The sequence below is a fragment of the Shewanella sedimentimangrovi genome, from assembly GCF_017354965.1.
Classification (GTDB): Bacteria; Pseudomonadota; Gammaproteobacteria; order Enterobacterales; family Shewanellaceae; genus Shewanella; species Shewanella cyperi.
The window spans coordinates 716,024-733,683 of sequence record NZ_CP071502.1; the positions used below are offsets into that span (position 1 = coordinate 716,024).

Annotated in this window: 16 protein-coding genes and 1 pseudogene; 3 read left to right on the plus strand and 14 right to left on the minus strand. The window is 53.5% G+C overall.

What is annotated here, in order from left to right; all coding sequences use genetic code 11:
- Window positions 1-96: 96 nt before the first annotated feature.
- From JYB85_RS02925 to JYB85_RS02975, 11 genes and pseudogenes are all read right to left on the minus strand, one after another.
- Window positions 97-1,014, minus strand: a complete 918-nt coding sequence (locus tag JYB85_RS02925) for a hypothetical protein (RefSeq protein WP_207380986.1) — start codon at window positions 1,012-1,014, stop codon at window positions 97-99.
- A 260-nt stretch (window positions 1,015-1,274) separates the two neighbouring features.
- Window positions 1,275-1,796 (minus strand): annotated as a pseudogene (locus JYB85_RS02930) (IS3 family transposase); the annotation flags it as partial.
- 515 nt (window positions 1,797-2,311) lie between these two features.
- Window positions 2,312-2,743, minus strand: a complete 432-nt coding sequence (locus JYB85_RS02935; protein ID WP_207380987.1) for a hypothetical protein — start codon at window positions 2,741-2,743, stop codon at window positions 2,312-2,314.
- Between the two features lie 14 nt (window positions 2,744-2,757).
- Window positions 2,758-3,720 (minus strand): IS110 family RNA-guided transposase, encoded by a 963-nt coding sequence (locus JYB85_RS02940; protein ID WP_207379841.1) that lies wholly within the window; start codon window positions 3,718-3,720, stop codon window positions 2,758-2,760.
- A gap of 173 nt (window positions 3,721-3,893) precedes the next feature.
- Complete coding sequence (locus JYB85_RS02945) at window positions 3,894-4,160, minus strand: hypothetical protein (RefSeq protein ID WP_207380988.1); 267 nt, start codon at window positions 4,158-4,160, stop codon at window positions 3,894-3,896.
- 1,040 nt (window positions 4,161-5,200) lie between these two features.
- A complete protein-coding gene (locus tag JYB85_RS02950; protein WP_207380989.1) occupies window positions 5,201-5,836 on the minus strand; it encodes a malonic semialdehyde reductase in 636 nt (211 codons plus the stop codon).
- A 137-nt stretch (window positions 5,837-5,973) separates the two neighbouring features.
- Window positions 5,974-7,728, minus strand: a complete 1,755-nt coding sequence (gene phaC, locus JYB85_RS02955) for a class I poly(R)-hydroxyalkanoic acid synthase (protein ID WP_207380990.1) — start codon at window positions 7,726-7,728, stop codon at window positions 5,974-5,976.
- A 113-nt stretch (window positions 7,729-7,841) separates the two neighbouring features.
- On the minus strand, window positions 7,842-8,210 hold the full coding sequence (locus tag JYB85_RS02960) for a phasin family protein (RefSeq protein WP_207321935.1): 369 nt from the start codon (window positions 8,208-8,210) through the stop codon (window positions 7,842-7,844).
- A 53-nt stretch (window positions 8,211-8,263) separates the two neighbouring features.
- Window positions 8,264-8,998, minus strand: a complete 735-nt coding sequence (gene phbB, locus JYB85_RS02965) for an acetoacetyl-CoA reductase (protein WP_207380991.1) — start codon at window positions 8,996-8,998, stop codon at window positions 8,264-8,266.
- 367 nt (window positions 8,999-9,365) lie between these two features.
- Entirely contained in the window at window positions 9,366-9,914 is a 549-nt protein-coding gene (locus JYB85_RS02970) for a hypothetical protein (protein ID WP_207380992.1), read from the minus strand.
- Between the two features lie 50 nt (window positions 9,915-9,964).
- Window positions 9,965-10,273, minus strand: coding sequence for a hypothetical protein (locus JYB85_RS02975; RefSeq protein ID WP_207380993.1), 309 nt, complete (start codon window positions 10,271-10,273; stop codon window positions 9,965-9,967).
- A gap of 300 nt (window positions 10,274-10,573) precedes the next feature.
- On the opposite strand from JYB85_RS02975, the gene JYB85_RS02980 reads away from it, so the two are divergent.
- Entirely contained in the window at window positions 10,574-11,890 is a 1,317-nt protein-coding gene (locus JYB85_RS02980) for an amidohydrolase (protein WP_207380994.1), read from the plus strand.
- 72 nt (window positions 11,891-11,962) lie between these two features.
- On the opposite strand, the gene JYB85_RS02985 is transcribed toward JYB85_RS02980, so the two are convergent.
- A complete protein-coding gene (locus JYB85_RS02985) occupies window positions 11,963-13,135 on the minus strand; it encodes a methyl-accepting chemotaxis protein (protein WP_207380995.1) in 1,173 nt (390 codons plus the stop codon).
- Between the two features lie 293 nt (window positions 13,136-13,428).
- Here JYB85_RS02985 and JYB85_RS02990 point away from each other — a divergent pair, with 293 nt between their 5' ends.
- A complete protein-coding gene (locus JYB85_RS02990) occupies window positions 13,429-14,295 on the plus strand; it encodes an alpha/beta hydrolase (RefSeq protein WP_207380996.1) in 867 nt (288 codons plus the stop codon).
- A 130-nt stretch (window positions 14,296-14,425) separates the two neighbouring features.
- Here JYB85_RS02990 and JYB85_RS02995 read toward each other — a convergent pair whose 3' ends face one another.
- Window positions 14,426-14,803 (minus strand): SirB2 family protein, encoded by a 378-nt coding sequence (locus JYB85_RS02995; RefSeq protein WP_207380997.1) that lies wholly within the window; start codon window positions 14,801-14,803, stop codon window positions 14,426-14,428.
- Window positions 14,804-14,987: 184 nt separating this feature from the next.
- Here JYB85_RS02995 and JYB85_RS03000 point away from each other — a divergent pair, with 184 nt between their 5' ends.
- Complete coding sequence (locus JYB85_RS03000; protein ID WP_207380998.1) at window positions 14,988-15,749, plus strand: MBL fold metallo-hydrolase; 762 nt, start codon at window positions 14,988-14,990, stop codon at window positions 15,747-15,749.
- Window positions 15,750-15,825: 76 nt separating this feature from the next.
- Here the strand turns inward: JYB85_RS03000 and JYB85_RS03005 are convergent, their stop codons facing one another.
- Complete coding sequence (locus tag JYB85_RS03005) at window positions 15,826-17,499, minus strand: alkaline phosphatase (protein ID WP_207380999.1); 1,674 nt, start codon at window positions 17,497-17,499, stop codon at window positions 15,826-15,828.
- Window positions 17,500-17,660: the final 161 nt, after the last annotated feature.

Here is a 17,660-nt window from a genome sequence, read left to right on the forward strand (position 1 = left end):
GGTTTGGTCATTTAAATATCCTTTTTTAGATATCTTATTCAAATGATAAAGATTTATGAACACTACCAGGCTGACACAGAATATTGAACACCCTCATCACTGCAGAGTTCTAGGTTTACCTTTGACGTCATCCTCTTTTGAGCCATTAAGGAAATATATAGCTTCTTCGTTACCCATATTGACAGCTTTTTCCAAAAATAACTTAAAGTTTTCATACTCATTAATATCAAAATAGGCAATAGCATTAAAATAATATAACTCAGAATAATCTCTATATTTCAAAAGTTCATTAATCAATGATATTGCATATCTGGAGTTTTTCTTATACGGGGAAAAACCAAATACAATTGATCTTATGTAATAAATTTCAGCATCAATACTGTTCCCACTTAAAATCAACTCCCATAACTGTGACTTTAAGGTCTCAACCTGTGGGTTATTTTCATCTATCATAGCAATTAAATATTCAGACAATGCATCGACATGCCCAAACTTTCTAGATTCATCCAACAAACTGATTCGCTGTTCATCCTGATGAAAATTTGATTTCGCCCACATTGCATGCGGCAGCTTGTGGTTTATCATCACATCAAATTCAGTTTCTTTGCAATGCTCACGCTCTGCCCAAAGATTAAACATACAGAGTTCGATGAATGCATGTTCAAACTTTTTGGCTTGGGCCACAAGTGTCTCAAAATAGCGACTATCAACAGTCATCCGATACAAAGTAACATTTGATGATATTTTCCATTTATCGAGTAAGGGATCTCCCCCCCGAATATACAAATGTTCAACACGCCGTCTCAGTTCATGCGGAAAACTACCTATCCCCGTATCGCATGGTGCTACTATGTTTTCAACTTCAGCAACAGAATCAGCCAGTTGAATAGCATCGTTCATATCTTGATAAGTCTGAGGGTTACATTGTATTTTTTGTTCCGCAGCAGCATTTGCAGATAACACTATGCTAAAGACCAGAATAAGCCATCTTGCCAAAATAATTTGCAATTGCATCTAATTCATACCTCAACACTTCAATCTAGGGAATCCCCAGATAACTCCCTGTATATTCAATTTTGTAGACACGCACGGTGCTGTTTGATCTAATCAATTTCGCCAAAAACCTACCAGATCCAACATCATGCGTGATGTCCACATCTTACACGATTTACTCAGAAAGCAATGTCCGCGAATACATCAAAAACGACTTAATTCTCTGATGGTTGAGACCTTTCCCCTGGGTTAGTACCAATCCCTTGATGAGATTTTCCAGCTTATGCTGCCTGCTTGGCATACTCAACAGGCGGCATGTAGTTCAGTGAACTATGAGGGCGAACATGGTTGTAGTGTTCACGCCATAATTCGATTTCGTATCGGGCTTCGTCTAAGGTTCTGAATCAATGCTGGTTCAGACATTCGTTCCGGAATTTACCATTCAGGCTTTCCACAAAGGCATTTTGCGTCGGCTTTCCTGGCTGGATAAAGCCCAGAGTGACGCCCGTTTCCTTACTCCAGAAGAACATTGCCTTGCTGGTAAATTCTGTCCCATTGTCGCAAGTAACCTTGTTGGGTTTGCCTCGCTCTTCCATCAATTGGTCCAAGAATCTGGCGACCTGCCTACCACTAATGGCAACAGAGACTAATTGACCGACAATTTCCCGCGAATAATCATCCACGACATTCAGTACTCGAAAGCGCCGACCATTGCTGAGTTGGTCTGACACAAAGTCCATAGACCAACGTTGATTGGGTGCCGTTGGCACTTCCATGGGCTGCCTTGGCCGGGTTAGCTTCTGGATAAAGGGATAAAGGGATAAAGGGATAAAGGGATAAAGGGATAAAGGGATAAAGGGATAAAGGGATAAAGGGATAAAGGGGGCGGAGTTAATTACACCCATACCGAACGCCAACATGCCTACCGCGAGCTGTTTCACTGCGACATTTCCAAGGAACAATTGCGCATCCTGCGAGACTGCCTAAACCATAATTATCCAATGGGCAATGAACGCTTTAAATCCGACATTGAAGCCGCGCTCAATCGAAAACTTGATCATCTCAAACCCGGGCGACCTTGGCCTGGCAAAAACGAATGAGTTTTTAATTCACTCCAACCCCTTTATCGTGCTTCCGCTTGGGGTATACCAGCTTTTATGGCAATTTCTAGTATTAATTGTTTCTTATTCACATGCATTCCTTTTCTATAATTGCATAATGCTAATATAGGGGGTTAATATTATTTTAACTCTAATATATGTGTAATAACACAAAATTAAAGGGCTGATAATCACTCCTAAATTCCCGATTATGCGTGTTAAGTCGGATGTTCAAGGTACTCACAACTGAGATCTTCAAGTGGCAGGAATTTATTTAATAGTTCACTAGCTTCTGAGCGCAATATCCTTCCATCTAAACGAAATAACTTATGGCTTTTAACTCCGCGGCTGATTATATGTTGGCTCATTAGTTTGTGTATTTCCTCTCTAGTATAAAAAATTGTAGATCCATCTAAATGAGTGAATATGTCCTCATCCAAATTAAATTCACCGTGGGCATAAAATATATTCGACTCGGCATTGAATAGTTCCCAGCATTCAAATTTTACACAGTGTTCGATTTTTTCAAGATGAGCAACAAGAGTTCCTACCACCCCAATCTGTTCTTTTTCAACCAAATCAACCCGTTGATAAGTAGATTTAATACTGGTATTGCCTAAACATTTGATTTTATCAAGTGACTGTGGCATTCCGTCAATATTTATTACGCCAATTCAGGTGATTCTTCGCCCCACCGAGTCCCGTTTTTCATCATGGTGTTGAGAGTGACCAAGAGCTTTCGCATGCAGGCTATCAATGCCACCTTGGGCAGTTTTCCCTGGGCCTTTAAATGTTCATAGTAGCGTTTGAAAACCGGATTGCACTGGATGGCTGACATCATGGCCATAAACATGACGGTTCGCACCCTGGCTCGACCTCCGCGAATACGGCGTTTACCTGTGTAACTGCCGCTCTCGCGGCTCATGGGGGCAACGCCTACCAGCGCGGCGATTTCTTTGCGATTGAGTTTGCCAAGCTCGGGTAAGTCGCTAAGTAAGGTGTATGCCAATACCTTGCCTACCCCGGGAACGCTGGTCAGTATGTCGGCTTTTTCACGCCAGCCTTTGAATTGCATGACCAGGGTATCCAACTGTTTGGTGAGTGTGTCTATCTGCTTTTCAAGGCTTTTAAGCATGGCTTTGATAGAAGCGTGTAGTGGCTTTGGCAGGATTTGCAGGCGATTTTTCTCCATGGTGGACATCTCCAGTAATTGGGTGCGCCTGACGAGTAAGTCTTTGACTAACCTGGATTGTTCATCTGGAATGGGCTTGATTTCTGGCTTGAGCGTGGCGCCAAACTGCGCAAGGACGCCGGCATCCAGTTTATCGGTTTTGGCCAGTACGCCTATCGCCTGAGCAAAGCGTCTGACCTGAATGGGATTGACCACCACGACCGGCAATCCGGCTTTATCACAGGCAAACACAAAGGCGTGTTCATAGCGGCCTGTGGCTTCAGTGACAATGCGACTGATGCGATGGGATTGCAGTAAGACAATCACCTTTTGGATTTCTGCTGCTTCATTGGCAACGGTGAAATACAGATTCAACGGGTAAAGCATGATGTCGAGTTTGGACTTGCTGACGTCTACTCCGACTGTGATTTCAGATTGGATTTCCGTGGTATTCATAATAAGCTGACTCTGCCTTGCTATACGGGCTCGAGGCCCCGATGACTGTTCGAGTTGTCGCTAAAGAGTCATGCAGCGCTGCACACTTGTTACCGGTCTCTCGCAAGAGGAGCCTGCGCTAAATCGAGCTGCTGCATGAAGGCCCTCAATGGCCGTTGAGGGTGGGCCTCAATTTACCCAAAAACACACGGAATGAACCATACAAGAGCTTTAGAGAATGGAACGCCAAATATAGGTGCTCTTTTTATTCCTTGACGGTGTTCAAGGCACCTAATTTTCGACATGCATTTTAGATTGTCATTGGCCATTAAATAACTAAACACAGAACTAACATTTGGGTCAATAAAAACCTCTAGCTCACCATAAAATATCCGCTCGTTCAGGCAGGTAATATCTTCAAGAGGCAACAATCCTTCATTATCCAGCTTTAATTGATACATATTGAACTCTATTCGTGGTAGCACAAAAAAGTATTAATAATATAAACGCTCAAATATCCCGCGTGTCACGCCGGGGCATTTCGGCTTCAACTAACCGAGCGCAGCAGTTCATTCCGTTGCCTGACTGACACGCTTTCTCCCTCAGTTCAGTGTAAATCGAGCATGTGAATTATCTTTATAATTATTAAGTTACATCATTTTGTCCAGTCAAAATTACGATAAAAACGAGTGCTCTCGTAATCGTCTTTAAATTTGCCTGTAATCGCACGAATGGATTGAGGTAATAGGTCACGGTTTGTGTATCCGCTTTTCTGCTAGAGGCCACACCTTTGCCGGAGAGGAACACCTTTAATCAAGCACTGCCGCACCAGTGACCGTCCGAGCCATGGGGAGGCTACAAGGATGTATCCACGCCGTGTCACGGGTGTGGCAGTGCGAAAGCGCACCGCAGGTGATTAATGGCATCTGATGCCGGATGTTAAGACAAAGCCCAAGATAGCCGCTGTGCCAGCGGCACAAAGTCGTGGGTCTCAAACCGGGGGCGCCGAGCCCACACCCGGGGAAAGGGTGCAGTGTCGACTTGCCCCCTTGTCCAATCCCCCAGCGACCCCCGACCGGAGCTGAAAGCCCCTCGGGTTTATGGGCGAAACGGCCAACGCGACAGACTCTCGGATTTACATCCTTGTAAATCCATTCCAGCTCGGCTCCATGCCTCGCGTTCGTGAGCTTGTCGCTGCGCGACACTCACCCTGCTCGACCGAAGTAGCCTCGGCAAATCCATCAATGGACAAAAGCCAGCTCGGCATCCATGCCTCGCGCTCATGAGCACGCTTGCCGTGGGCAAGCATTCGCCCTCGCCACGCCATTTTCAGCAACGTCCTCGGCAGCGTCGGAACGGGGAATCGGTGCAACATTTAAGCTTTGGCACACGTTTTGAGTAGTTGATGCAAGTTCCGCCATTGCTGGCGTCGCTGGCTCCGGCCTGGAAACAAAAAGCCACCTGTGCAGGCGGCTTTAATCTTCATTCTTGGCTGGCCAAGCTAAAGAAGCTGACAAGCTTCATCGAAGTCCAGTCGAGGTGCCCTTGGGTGCAGCTGGCTGGCGTCGCCGTAGCCCAGGTTGCAGAGGAAGTTGGAGCGGGTGCAGCAGGTGGTGAAGAACTCCTGCTCGTCGGGGTAGGCTTGCTGGCCGGCGCCGAAGAATTCCTGGTCTACCTTGGCATTGTCGAAGCCGGACATGGGGCCGCAGTCGAGCCCCAGGGCGCGGGCGGCCATGATGAAATAGGCACCCTGCAGCGAGCTGTTACGCCTGGCTGTGATCTCCGCCAGTTCCGGCGCCTTGATAAACATCTCTTTCATTGCCGGATTGTGGGGCGACAGCTTGGGCAGCTTGTCGTAGAAGCGCAGGTTGTAACCTATGATGGCGGTCACCGGCGCGCTCATGGTCTTGTCGATATTGCCCGAGGCCAGTGCCGGTAACAGTCGCTGTTTGGCTTCGGCGCTGCGCAAAAACAGGATCCGCGCCGGGCTGCCGTTCACGCTGGTGGGGCCCCACTTCATCAGCTCGTACAGTTCGTGCAGGGTGGTGTCGCTGACCGGCTTGTTCAGCCAGTGAGTGTGGGTGCGGGCCTGGCGGAACAGCAGGTCCATGCCCGCATCGCTTAATCTGGTGCTCATAGCTATCTCCCGGGCTTATGGCTGTCTGTTTCGTGTGCCGTGATTTGTGGCAGGGGGTTGCTCCTTAGGTATAAACCCCAAGGCCTTTCCTTGCCATTGCCCACAGAGCCACAGCGCCGGGAGTCCAGGTTTCCCCGTTAGAGCCTCTTACGCACATAGCTGCCGGGGGCGGCTTCCAGCACCGGCAGCTCGCCATCGCCGGGATGCCTGGCGGGCACCTCGCCGCCGCGTAGCGGCGTCAGCCAGGCCTGCCAGTGGGGCCACCAGGAGCCGTTGTGGCGCTCGGCCGCCTCCTGCCACGCCAAGGGCTCAAGTTCGAGGTCGGCGCAGGTGCTGTAGCCGTACTTTTGCGCCTCGGGGGGATTGATGACCCCGGCAATATGGCCCGAGCCCGCCAGCACAAAGGTCTTGTCGCCTCCGTGGGCCCGGGCACCCTGGAAGCAGGCCTGCCACTTGGCGATATGGTCCTTCTCTGTGGCCAAAAAGTAGGAGGGGGCTGTGATGCGGCTGAGGCGGATATAACGGCCGGCGAGCTTCAGCTCGTCCTGCACCAGCTTGTTTTCCAGGTACATCTGCCGCAGGTAGAAGCCGTGCATGGCCGCCGGCAGGTTGGTACTGTCGCTGTTCCAGTACAGCAGATCGAAGGCCGGTGGCAGCTCGCCCTTGAGGTAGTTGGTGATAAAGAATGACCAGAAGAGGTCGTTTTCCCGCAGCATATTGAAGCCGAGCGCCATCATGCGGCCATCGAAATAGCCCAGCTGCTGCATCTGCCGCTCCAGTGCCGCCACCGACTGCTCGTTGATGAAGACCCCAATCTCGCCGGGATCGGCAAAGTCCAGCAGCGTGGTCAGGTAGGTGGTGCTGGCGATGCGCTTGCTGCGTTTGGAGGCGAGATAGGCCTGGGTGCAGGCCAGCAGGGTGCCGCCGATGCAATATCCCAGGGCATTGACCTCCTGCTCGCCGGTCGCCTGGGCTATGGCCTCCAGGGCCGCCAGCGGGCCTTCCTGCATATAGTCGTCGAAGCTCACCTCGCAGAGATCCGCATCCGGGTTAACCCAGGAGATGACAAACAGGGTATGGCCCTGATCCACCAGGTATTTAATCAGCGAGTTCTGGGGCCTGAGGTCGAGCACGTAAAACTTGTTGATCCAGGGCGGCACCAGCAGCATGGGTCGTTTGGCGACGGTCTCGGTGCTGGGGCTGTATTGGATAAGCTGCATCAGCCGATTCTGGAATACCACCTGGCCCGGGGTGGCGGCAATGTTCTCCCCCAGCTTGAAGGCGTTCAGATCCGTCATCGGCAGGTTCAGCCCCAGGGGGCTGTTTTCCAGATCCTCCGCCAGACGCTTGAGGCCCTCGCTGAGGTTCTTGCCGCCGGAGGCCAGGGTCTGCTCTATCACATCCGGATTGGACCAGGGGAAGTTGGTCGGCGCCAGGGCATTGATGTATTGGCGGGCATTGAATTGCAACTGCTGGCGCACCTTGGGGTCGAGCTCAGGCAACTGGGCAAACAGGGCATCCAGGTATTCGCTGTTGATGAGATACGCCTGCTTGATAAAGTCAAAAACCGGGTGGTTTTGCCACTGGGGATGGTTAAAACGCTGATCGCCGGCTCTGGGTTCGGCCACTGTCTGGTATTGACCGCCCAACAGGCGCTGGCTGGTCTGTTGCCACAACAGTTGCTGCTTCTCCAGCCACTGGTTGTAGAGGGAAAACAGCCCGCTGGGATTGCCGAGCCAGGCCTGATTGGCTTGGTTGACCGCCTCGGCCCACTGCTCGGCGCCGCTGCCCTGCCAATAGCCGCTGCCCTGTTGCCAGAGGTTGTCGAGCACCTGCCAATAGCATTTGCCGAGCTCGAACAGATCCTGATCCCAGTCTTTATGCGCCTTCATTTGCCACCCGCTGCGGTTGATTCCATGCCGCTGGCCACCCGGGAGGATGGCCACTGGTATGGAGGCTGTGCCCCGGCCCTATATAGGTGTGGGCCGAGACACAACCGAAACCCTTAAACGGCCTTGGCCGGTGCCTTGGCGGCAGGCTTCACCGGGTTGTTCTCACCCAGGATCTGCTGCATCTGGTCACGAAAGCGCTGACCCATGTCGGCCAGGGTCTTGCTGTCTTCCACCATTTGCTGGTTGACCTTGACCATGAAATCCATCTGGCCCTTGACGTAGCTTTGCAGGCTGTCGGGATCGCGGATCTCGGTGGCGCTTTTCCACTGCTGCAGTTGCAGATCCGTGTAGGTCTTGAGTGTGGTCAGCTGGAAGTCGGTGACCATCTGGATGTTGTCCACCATCAGACGGTTGATGTCGCTGACGGGCTTGAACATTTTCTGGGCCTGTTCGCTGAAGCTGTTGAAGAGATTTTGGTCCATCGTCATTTCCTTATTGCGTGCTTGGGTTGGTTGGATTGCTCGGATTAACAGCATCAATGCATGTGCTGACCGCCGTTGATGGCCAGCTCGCTGCCTGTGATAAAGGCGGCGTCCCGGCTTGCCAGGAAGCTGACGGCGCGGGCGATTTCTTGCGGTTGTCCCAGGCGACCGACGGGGATCTGGGCCACTATTCGCTCCAGGATCTCGGCGGGGATCTGGGTGACCATCTCGGTGGCCACATAACCTGGGGCCAGGGTGTTGACCGTGATGCCGTGGGGCGCCAGCTCCTGGGCCAGGCTCATGGTCAGACCGTGGATGCCGGCCTTGGCGGCGGCATAGTTGACCTGGCCGAACTGTCCCTTGCGACCGTTGATGGAGGAGATATTGATGATGCGACCGTAACCGCGGCCCAGCATGGACCTGGCCACTATGGAGCTGAAGTTGAACACGCCGGTGAGGTTGACGTCTATCACCTGCTGCCACATCTCCGGGGTGAGTTTCTTGATGCTCTTGTCGCGGGTGATGCCGGCGCAATTGACCAGCACCTCGATGGGGCCCTTAACTTCTTCTATATCGAGCACGGCGCGCAGACATTGCTCATAGTTGCGGACATCGGCGGGGAAGATGGCAAAATCGAAGCCCAGTTCCCTCTGCTCGTCCTGCCACTGCCTTGCCTTGGCCTCATTGCTGTAGGTGGTAACCACCCGGTAACCGTCGCGGCACAATGTCTGGCAAATGGCACTGCCTATGCCGCCCGTTCCGCCGGTAACCAAAGCCACACCTGTCATAAACTGCTCCCTGTTATTTGTGGATGTGATAGGTGGCTATTATCCGCTGTGGGAAATGACGGAACGGTGACAGAAGTGCGAAGCTTGAATAACAGACAGATGGCAGGGTAATGACAGCCCATAAACGAGAGAAGGGATTAATAGCAGGCTTGAGTTGGACAAAGGCTATGATGGCTCTTTTATGACATTTGATGTCGCTTAACCGTATGTTATAGAGAGAGCTTTATCTTTCACCTTAGCATTGATTATTTCTTCGAGCCCCAGCCTATAATAAGCTAAATTTAGGTTAGGGATTCAAACAATGATGTGTATATAAGACTGTAATTTAATTCATGTTAATTGGATGAACGTCAATAATAAGGTTGGGTTATTGGACACAAGATTGGTATTTAGTGCATAAGGTTTTTGCCAAAACACTTCCATCGAGCATCTTTTTGAAATCAGCTTCCTCAAGCTCCACCTTCAAAATGGTATTTTCCTCCGGAATATAGCTTATGCGGACGTTCAATCCATCCCTCAGTCTATATTTGGGATTTTTTGATTCTGAAAAGTATTGACTAAATAAGGAAAACTGCACGCCGTCAACCTCAAATTCTGAAGCACCTATGCTACGCCTGACCATTACGTGTTGTTCAATTGATCCGGCGACTACACTGTAATTTCCCGTTATCAAATATTCCCTGTCTTTGTATTTATGTAACAGTCCACTTGAGATACCAGCTAGACCCATAGAGAAAGTCCCTAGCATCCAAATTGCCATGAAAATCTTCTGAGCGTTCCAATGGCCTGAATGGTGCTTAAAAAATGGATAAATGACAAAGCCCAATAGAATTATCAAAACTGCTAAGGGCCATGGCACAGGCAGAACACTTAACAGGCTGTCCTGGCTTATGTCAAAAAAGGTCATGTATTTCATATTGTATTGTTTGTTAATTTCTGTTGTGCGAGCAGTCGTTTGGAACTGAGTCAGTCAAATTTAAAATGGCACTTGTAGCAACACTCGGACACACGAACAGTTTCGAGGCGTTGGTCCATAGCGGCACACTCTGTCATCACATAAGCACCACAGTTGGGGCATTTCATCTGGCTTATCTTATTGAGCTTAATTCCCTGAATCACGAAGAGGCTTATCATCAACAGCATGACCAGAACTATTCGGACGGGAACTGAAAATGTGCCTGAAAAGCAGACATACAGGAAACTGAACGCTAAGCCCAGATGTGCCAGGCGTTCAAAAAAATTGTACCAGCGGACCTTCTTGTTGAATTTGTTCATGGCTTACCCTTTGAGACTGCCAGCCGTTCCATTTGCCATATTTCAGCGCCATTTCAGAGGGGCCGATTCTAGAGTGAAACATAAACCCAGCACAACCAAGATGTTAACCTATGTGCTCCTGTTATTGGGTTACCTAGTGCAAGGTTTGATGATTCTCCCTTAGCTAACGACCCGGCAATAGCCGAAGCGGGATGTCTGGCTGCCATCTTGCGCTGGGCTGTGCTAGCTTATTTCGATTAGCTTATTGCAACTAAAAGAAAAATTTATCGCCGCTCAATGGGCTGCAGAGGAAGGAAGCAAATGACAATGAAATTCAAACCCGTTCTGCTGGCCCTGGCGGGGCTGGGGCTGCCAAGCGCCGCCGCTGGTCTGGATGTGAGCCAGTCCATGCCGGCGCTGGAGCAGCTCTACCTGCAACTGCATCAGCACCCCGAGCTGTCCTATCAGGAAAAGGCCTCGGGGCAGACAATGGCCAAAGAGCTGAAACGCCTCGGCTTCAAGGTGACCAGCGAGTTTGGCGGTCATGGCGTGGTGGCCATATTGGAAAACGGTGCCGGCCCCACAGTGATGATCCGTGCCGATATGGATGCGCTGCCGGTGACCGAAGAGACGGGCAAGGCCTATGCCTCCAAGGTCACCACAGTGGATGCCAATAACAATCAGGTTGGGGTCATGCACGCCTGTGGTCATGACATTCATATGACCAGCCTGGTGGGTACGGCCGAGCAGTTGGTCAAACACAAGGATCAATGGCACGGCACCCTGATGCTGGTGGGGCAACCGGCGGAAGAGGTGGGCGGCGGCGCCAAGGCCATGCTGCAGCAGGGGCTGTTCAGTCAGTTTCCGACCCCGGACAAGGTGCTGGGGCTCCACGTGAGTGCCAACCTGCCGGCGGGCTCCGTCGGTATAGTGCCCGGTTATGCGCTGGCCAATGTGGATTCTGTGGATATCAGCATCAAGGGCAAGGGTGGCCACGGTGCCTATCCCCACACCACAATCGATCCCGTGGTGTTGGCGGCCCGTACCGTGCTGGCGCTGCAAACCATACCCAGCCGGGAAATCTCGCCCCTGGAACCCAATGTGGTGACTGTGGGTTCCATTCACGGCGGCTCCAAACACAATATTATTTCCGATGAGGTCAAACTGCAGCTGACCCTGCGCTCCTACAATCCCCAGGTGCGGGAGCAGCAGATTGAAGCCATCAAGCGCATCACCCGCGGCATAGCCATCAGCGCCGGGTTGCCGGAGGAGCTGATGCCCGAGGTGCTGGTTCACGAGGACGAGACCATTCCTTCCACCTATAACGATCCGGTGTTGGCGGCCCGGGTGCAGGCCAGCATCGCCGCCGAACTTGGTGAGGATAAGGTGCAGGAAGTGCCACCTGTGATGGCCGGTGAAGATTTCGGTCTTTATGGTCGCACCGACGCCAAGGTGCCCATTACCCTGTTCTGGCTCGGCGGCGTGACGCCGGATGCCTATGCCGAAAGCCAGGCCAAGGGCACCAGTTTGCCGTCGCTGCATTCGAGCAAGTTTGCCCCCGATTACCCGCTGACCATAAGCACAGGTGTGCGGGCCATGACCCGGGCCGCCATGGATCAGTTTAATCAGGGCCAATGAACCCGAACCGATATCCATAAAAAAAAGACCCGCAGCTGCGGGTCTTTTTGTGTGTGCGGGGAAGGGCGGCGTTCAGACGCAAATTCTGCGCAGCACCAGATCCAGCTGCGCCGTGGTCGCCTGTTGCTGCTTTGCCTGATCGGCGCTGAGCTTAAGGCTGGCATGCAGTTCCTGACCCAGGCGGGCTATTTCGCCGGCCCTGGTGTTGATGGCGGCGGTGGCGGCCTGCTGTTCCTGAATGCTGTGGTTCATGGTGCCGGCCAATTGGTCTAGAGCCGCGAAAGCGGCGCCTATGTCGCCAAAGGCTCGGGTTACCCGCAGGCATTGCTGCAGGCTGTCCTGACTGATGCGCTGGCTTTGGGTGATGGCGCTGACAGCATTGCCGGCGCGGGATTGCAGCTGGGCGATAATGCCACGGATTTCAGAGGTGGAGTCCTGGGTACGACCCGCCAGGGCACGCACTTCGTCGGCCACCACGGCAAAACCCCGGCCCTGTTCGCCGGCGCGGGCGGCTTCAATGGCGGCATTGAGGGCCAGCAGATTGGTTTGCTCGGCGATGGTGCCAATGACCTCCAGCACCCGGCCAATCAGCTGGCTGTCCTGATTTAACTGCTCCAGATCCGTGACCATGCGGGCAATGCCCTCGGCGAACTCATTCATGGCGTCTTGGTTATTTTCGGCATCCTGAGTGCCCAGTTGCAACAGTTGCTGCACTTCCACCGAGGTGGTTTTAAGTTCGGAGGCGCTGACCGACAGGGCGTCTGCGCTCTGGGCAATTTCACCGAGCGACAGGGTGATCTGTGCATTTTCGGCGGCACTCTTGTCCACCGCCGCCTCCGCTTGGGTCATCTGCCGCGCCAGGTTTTGGGCATCCTGACTGAACAGCCGGGCATCGCGGCGCACCTCGGTCAGCACCTCTTTCAGGCCGTCGATAAAGGTGCCGAGATCGTTGCAGATGCTTGCCAGCTCGTCATCGCCCTTATCCCTCAGCGGCTTGGCCGGCGCTTCTTCTGTGCTGATTACCAGTTGCAGGTATTGGTCCAGTGCCGTCAGCCGTTGCCCCAGCAGCCGCCGCAGCAACCATAACCCCAGGCCCAGCTGGATCAGCAAGACGCTTAGCAACAGCGCCGCTATCCAGCCTCTTTCAAGAGGCAACAACCACAGCAGACCCAGGGCGAAAACCAGGGGGCAGAGCAGGGGGAAGAGGATCTTTCCAGGCAATTTATGCTTGTTATTGTGCTGCATGGCGCTTATCCGGTGGGCTTTGGTGTTGTTGCACTAATTTGACGCAGCAGAATATAAGTGATTTAACAATTTGTCTACAATTGCGGCGGAGAGTGCGTTTGGTAGAAACGGGGGATACCTTGGTCTCCCCCAGTTAACTTAACCCAGCAGCAGCGGGCTGTGGGTCTTGGCTATGACCAGCATCAGCACAAACAGACCTTGGCTGGACATCTCCAATGTTTTCTGCGAGTTTTTAGCCAGTTTTCACAGGACCATGATCCTGTGACTCATTTTGACGGCGGGAGAGCATGGTTATGTTGATAAGGATGTTTGCGTCTGTAGTGCTGGCGCTTTGCCTGTTACCCAGAGGGTGGGCTGCCCCATCTGAGCCGCAGGAAATTGTCCTGCCCGGCAAGGGTATCAAGCTGTACCTTTTTACCCCTGAGCCGGGCCGGGGGAGCGGTAGCGCGGTTGTGACAGTTCATGGTGGCGGCTGGAAATGGGGTAAGGCGGCTTGGACTTTCGATGATGCAAGACGATTTGCTTCGGCGGGCATGTTGGCCGTGGCGCTTGAGTATCGGCTCTCGGATGAGGTTGTGACCCCGGTTGATGCCCTGGAAGATGTATGTGATGCCCTGGGCTGGGTGCGGGAGAACGCTCGGAAGTACCAATTGGATCCCAAACGAGTGGCGGCCTTTGGTGTTTCTGCCGGTGGTCACCTGAGCGCTATGGCTGCCAGTCGTGGTTGTGGCAATAACCAGGGGGCTCAAGGCAATGGTGGCCCGGATCTCTTACTGCTGTGGTCGCCGGCGTTGGATATGGAGCGTGATGGATGGTTTTTACGACTGTTGCCTAAGGGAGCCGCTGCTGCTGACTATTCACCGCTGGCCAGCCTACACTCGGATATGCCGCCGGTGACAATAGTGCAGGGGGACAGGGATACCCTTACTCCGGCCGTCGGTGCCAAGGAGTATTGCCGCCGGCTGACAGAGATGCGGGGCAGCTGCGAGGTGAATCTCTATCCGGGTGTGGGTCACCTGCTCACTCGCAACTTGGCCATTCAGGAGAGTAATTTCGACCCGGACCCAGTGTTGGTTGCGGCAGGTAACCAAGCATTGATGGAGTTTCTTGCTCGCAATGACTTTGTCGCCACGACTAAGGCCGTTGGGATAAAGGAATGATAATTGGCCTTTGTACTGGTCTTTTCCATCGACAGAAACTACAGCAGCACAGGGCGAAGAGCATTTATATAGTTGCTACGGCGGGGTTCGCTGGTGGACGCAGGGGAGACGCCTGTCTCCCCCAGTTAACTTAACCGAGCAGCAGGGGGCTGTGGGTTTTGGCTATGACCAGCATGAGTACAAACAGGCCACTGGCGATACCGCCAAGTACCAGTCTTTGTGGGGCGGCGGCGCGGGGCCTGAAGGCCGCCATGGCGAAGCCCACATAGATCACCAGCAAGGCCAGTTTTTCGGTGAGCCAGGCATCGGCAACCGGATATTGGCCGACGGCAATGCACAGGGCAAAGGCGCTGAGAAGCATCAACAGGGTCAGCAGCTTGTGGGCCTTGAAGGCCATGGCATTGTCGAGCATGACGGGCTTGCGCAGCCCCCAGTAAGTACGCAGCAGGAAGCTGAGAAAGGCGAGCGCCACCAGAGCCAGGTGGGCTTTGAGCAATATAGGGTACATGTTTGTCCTTTGTATGTGGTTAAACGCCCGTTTAAATTATCTGCGACACAGCCCACTGATGTTGATCCAGATCAAGTTTTATCGGGAATGGTGATCCGTCCTAGGGCTCGTCATTGCCGCAGTTTGACTTGAGTGGTCGGAGCTGTTTGGCCATAATCGGGATCCACTTGTCAAAGGATGACCCATGTTCACATTGCACAGACTTCAGGGACACATACAGACCATCTACCTGGCCGAGTACGCCGATCGCCTGCTGCTGCTCGATGGTTGCTGCCGCGCCGATGTCGGTCCCGTGTGTGACTTTATTCGTCAGCAACTGAAGCGACCACTGACGGATCTGCACCTGATAGTGGTGACCCATATGCACCCGGATCATGCCGGTGGTGCCCACAAACTGGCACGCTTGAGTGGGGCGCTCATTGCCGCCGCCGATGTTCCGGGCCAATGGTATCGGGGCCTGGACGGTTTTATGATGCACCTGAGCGACATACTGCTGGCCAAGTGGGTTGCCAGCCGCATGAAGCGCCCCCAGCGCTGGCTCTGGTATCCACGGTTTCTGCGGCCGGATCTGCTGCTCAAGGATGACGAGCCCCTGCCGGGCTTTCCCGAGTGGCAAGCCTATCACTGCCAGGGACACACGGACCGGGATCTGGCGCTCTTGCACCGGCCTTCGGGCGAGCTCTATGTGGCGGATTTGCTGGTGCGGGTGCGGGGGAGGTTTATCGCCCCCTTTCCGCTGTTTTATCCCAACCGATACCGCAGTTCACTGCTCAAGGTCCAGGCTCTGGCACCGAGTCGGGTACTGCTGGCCCACGGCGGCGAGTATCCGCTCTCGGAAATCAACCTGGAAGAAGTGCTGGCCTCGGCACCCACAGTGCCCATGACCCACTGGCGCTCGGTCAAGGCCAAGGTGCGCCAGGCGCTGTTCGGCAAGGATGCGGCCTGAATTGCCTTGAGTGCTAAATAAAGAAGCCGCGACCTGGTCGCGGCTTTTTCTTTCAAGGCCTATCAGCCTCAAGCCATTACTCTTCGCCGAGCAGGGCCTTGGCCATCTTCTGACCCAGTTCCACATGGTGCTGCAGGGTAGAGAACTGCTTGGTCACGCCGTAGGGACCGAAGGCAAATACCGGCACCGGGGCGGCTGTGTGAGTACCTGTACCCCACACCACGTTTTGATCTGCGGCCAGGGCGCGACCAATCAGGTTGGCATGAACCTCGTCGGCGTACACGTAGAATTCCTTGAAGTCATTGACCTTGGGGAACACGGTAGCGGACAGGTAGCTGTGGCCATCGACCCAGTATTCGTTGGGTTCACGCAGTGCCACGGGGGCAGCTTGCTCTGCTGTGACCTTGAAGTCGCTGTAGTGGTTGATGGCGGCGGCCCAGTCATCGCCGGTGGTGCCGTCGAAGGCCCAGTCGGCGCTGACCATGTCCATCATGTTATAGAAGGTGCCGGACTGGGCGTAGAGCCGGTCGAGCTTGTCCAGGGTACCGAAGTTAAAGTTGGGCTTGTAGTCAGCGCCCTGCATACCGTCACCGGGCAGGGATTGGGCCTCGGGCAGATCCTTGCGGCTGTAGCTCATGCCAAAGCTGCCGGTTTCATGGTCGGCGGTGACTATCACCAGGGTGTCGTTCCTGTCCTTGACCCACTCGTATACCGCATCGACGGCCTCGTCGAAGCGCAGCAGTTCGTGCAGCATCCAGCCGGCGTCGTTGATATGACCGGCCCAGTCAATCTGGCCGCCTTCCACCATCAGGAAGAAGCCGTCTTCATCCTTGGACAGAATATCCAAAGCCTTGAGGGTCATTTCCCGCAGTGAAGGTTCGGTGCAGGAATCGGTTTTGGCACAGGCATCGTAGGCGATGGCATCCATCATGCCCGAGTTGGCAAACAGACCCAGCAGGCGCTCACCGTCGGCGGCATTGAGCTGCTCGCGGTTGAAGGCCAGCTGATAGCCGTGGTTGTCCTTGGCTTCGGCCAGCAGGTTGCGGCTGTCCTTGCGCTTGGATTTTTTGACTATGGATGCCGGTGCACCCATGGCGGTCAGGCTGGTTTTTACCGTCTCATTGCTGGCGGCATCGGAGGGAATAAATTCACGGGCACCACCGGAGAGCATCACGTCCACCACTGAGGCATCGATCATTTCTGCGGCAATGGCCGACTCATAGGAGCGGTGCGGCTGGTGGGCGGCAAAGGCGGCCGGGGTGGCGTGGGTCAGACGGGTGTCGGACACCAGACCTGTGGCCTTGCCCTTCGCCTTGGCTCTTTCCAAAATGGTGGCAACTGTGTTGCCCTGATTATCCAGGCCTATCATCTCGGAACCCGAAGCCATGCCCGTGGCCAACTGGGTGGCAGAGCAGGCGGAGTCCACCACCAAGCTGCCTTCATTGCCCCAGGGCGCGTTCAGTGACAGACCCACCTGGCCGGCATCGCCCAGCTTGCTGATGGCGGTCTTATTGCCCTTGCTGTTGTAGGTAGATTGAGGGGCGCGGCGCGCATAGTCTTCCAACAGGCCAACCTGTTGTGGGCCCATACCGTCACCTATCATCAGGATCACGTTTTTAACCGAGGTCACCTCTTCGGGCGCCACTTCCTTGATGACTTCAACTTCCTTGACCACTTCCTTGGTGTCGCTGTTACATCCACTGATAAGGGCTGCACCTATGGCGGCCGCGAGCAGGCTTATATGTTTCATCGTTATTCTCTGTAAGGGCTGTTGGGTGATTTAAACGGGGCCCAAGCCTAGGGGCGGAAGATGACAGAGTCACGACAGAAATATTGCAGTTTGGGTAAATACTCAGTTTGCGACTTACCGTATAACAAGCTGAAAAGTATGATTAAAGAGTTTTTGCTTGC

What these genes read in the sequence shown, in the direction of transcription:
- JYB85_RS02945 (WP_207380988.1), bottom strand. Translation starts at nt 4,160, where the DNA reads ATGTATCAATTAAAGCTGGATAATGAAGGATTGTTGCCTCTTGAAGAT.
- JYB85_RS02925 (WP_207380986.1), bottom strand. Translation starts at nt 1,014, where the DNA reads ATGCAATTGCAAATTATTTTGGCAAGATGGCTTATTCTGGTCTTTAGC.
- phaC (WP_207380990.1), bottom strand. Translation starts at nt 7,728, where the DNA reads ATGAAGGCGCATAAAGACTGGGATCAGGATCTGTTCGAGCTCGGCAAA.
- JYB85_RS02960 (WP_207321935.1), bottom strand. Translation starts at nt 8,210, where the DNA reads ATGGACCAAAATCTCTTCAACAGCTTCAGCGAACAGGCCCAGAAAATG.
- JYB85_RS02970 (WP_207380992.1), bottom strand. Translation starts at nt 9,914, where the DNA reads ATGAAATACATGACCTTTTTTGACATAAGCCAGGACAGCCTGTTAAGT.
- JYB85_RS02990 (WP_207380996.1), top strand. Translation starts at nt 13,429, where the DNA reads ATGTTGATAAGGATGTTTGCGTCTGTAGTGCTGGCGCTTTGCCTGTTA.
- JYB85_RS02950 (WP_207380989.1), bottom strand. Translation starts at nt 5,836, where the DNA reads ATGAGCACCAGATTAAGCGATGCGGGCATGGACCTGCTGTTCCGCCAG.
- JYB85_RS02935 (WP_207380987.1), bottom strand. Translation starts at nt 2,743, where the DNA reads ATGCCACAGTCACTTGATAAAATCAAATGTTTAGGCAATACCAGTATT.
- JYB85_RS02980 (WP_207380994.1), top strand. Translation starts at nt 10,574, where the DNA reads ATGACAATGAAATTCAAACCCGTTCTGCTGGCCCTGGCGGGGCTGGGG.
- JYB85_RS03000 (WP_207380998.1), top strand. Translation starts at nt 14,988, where the DNA reads ATGTTCACATTGCACAGACTTCAGGGACACATACAGACCATCTACCTG.
- JYB85_RS02995 (WP_207380997.1), bottom strand. Translation starts at nt 14,803, where the DNA reads ATGTACCCTATATTGCTCAAAGCCCACCTGGCTCTGGTGGCGCTCGCC.
- JYB85_RS02975 (WP_207380993.1), bottom strand. Translation starts at nt 10,273, where the DNA reads ATGAACAAATTCAACAAGAAGGTCCGCTGGTACAATTTTTTTGAACGC.
- JYB85_RS02940 (WP_207379841.1), bottom strand. Translation starts at nt 3,720, where the DNA reads ATGAATACCACGGAAATCCAATCTGAAATCACAGTCGGAGTAGACGTC.
- JYB85_RS03005 (WP_207380999.1), bottom strand. Translation starts at nt 17,499, where the DNA reads ATGAAACATATAAGCCTGCTCGCGGCCGCCATAGGTGCAGCCCTTATC.
- JYB85_RS02985 (WP_207380995.1), bottom strand. Translation starts at nt 13,135, where the DNA reads ATGCAGCACAATAACAAGCATAAATTGCCTGGAAAGATCCTCTTCCCC.
- phbB (WP_207380991.1), bottom strand. Translation starts at nt 8,998, where the DNA reads ATGACAGGTGTGGCTTTGGTTACCGGCGGAACGGGCGGCATAGGCAGT.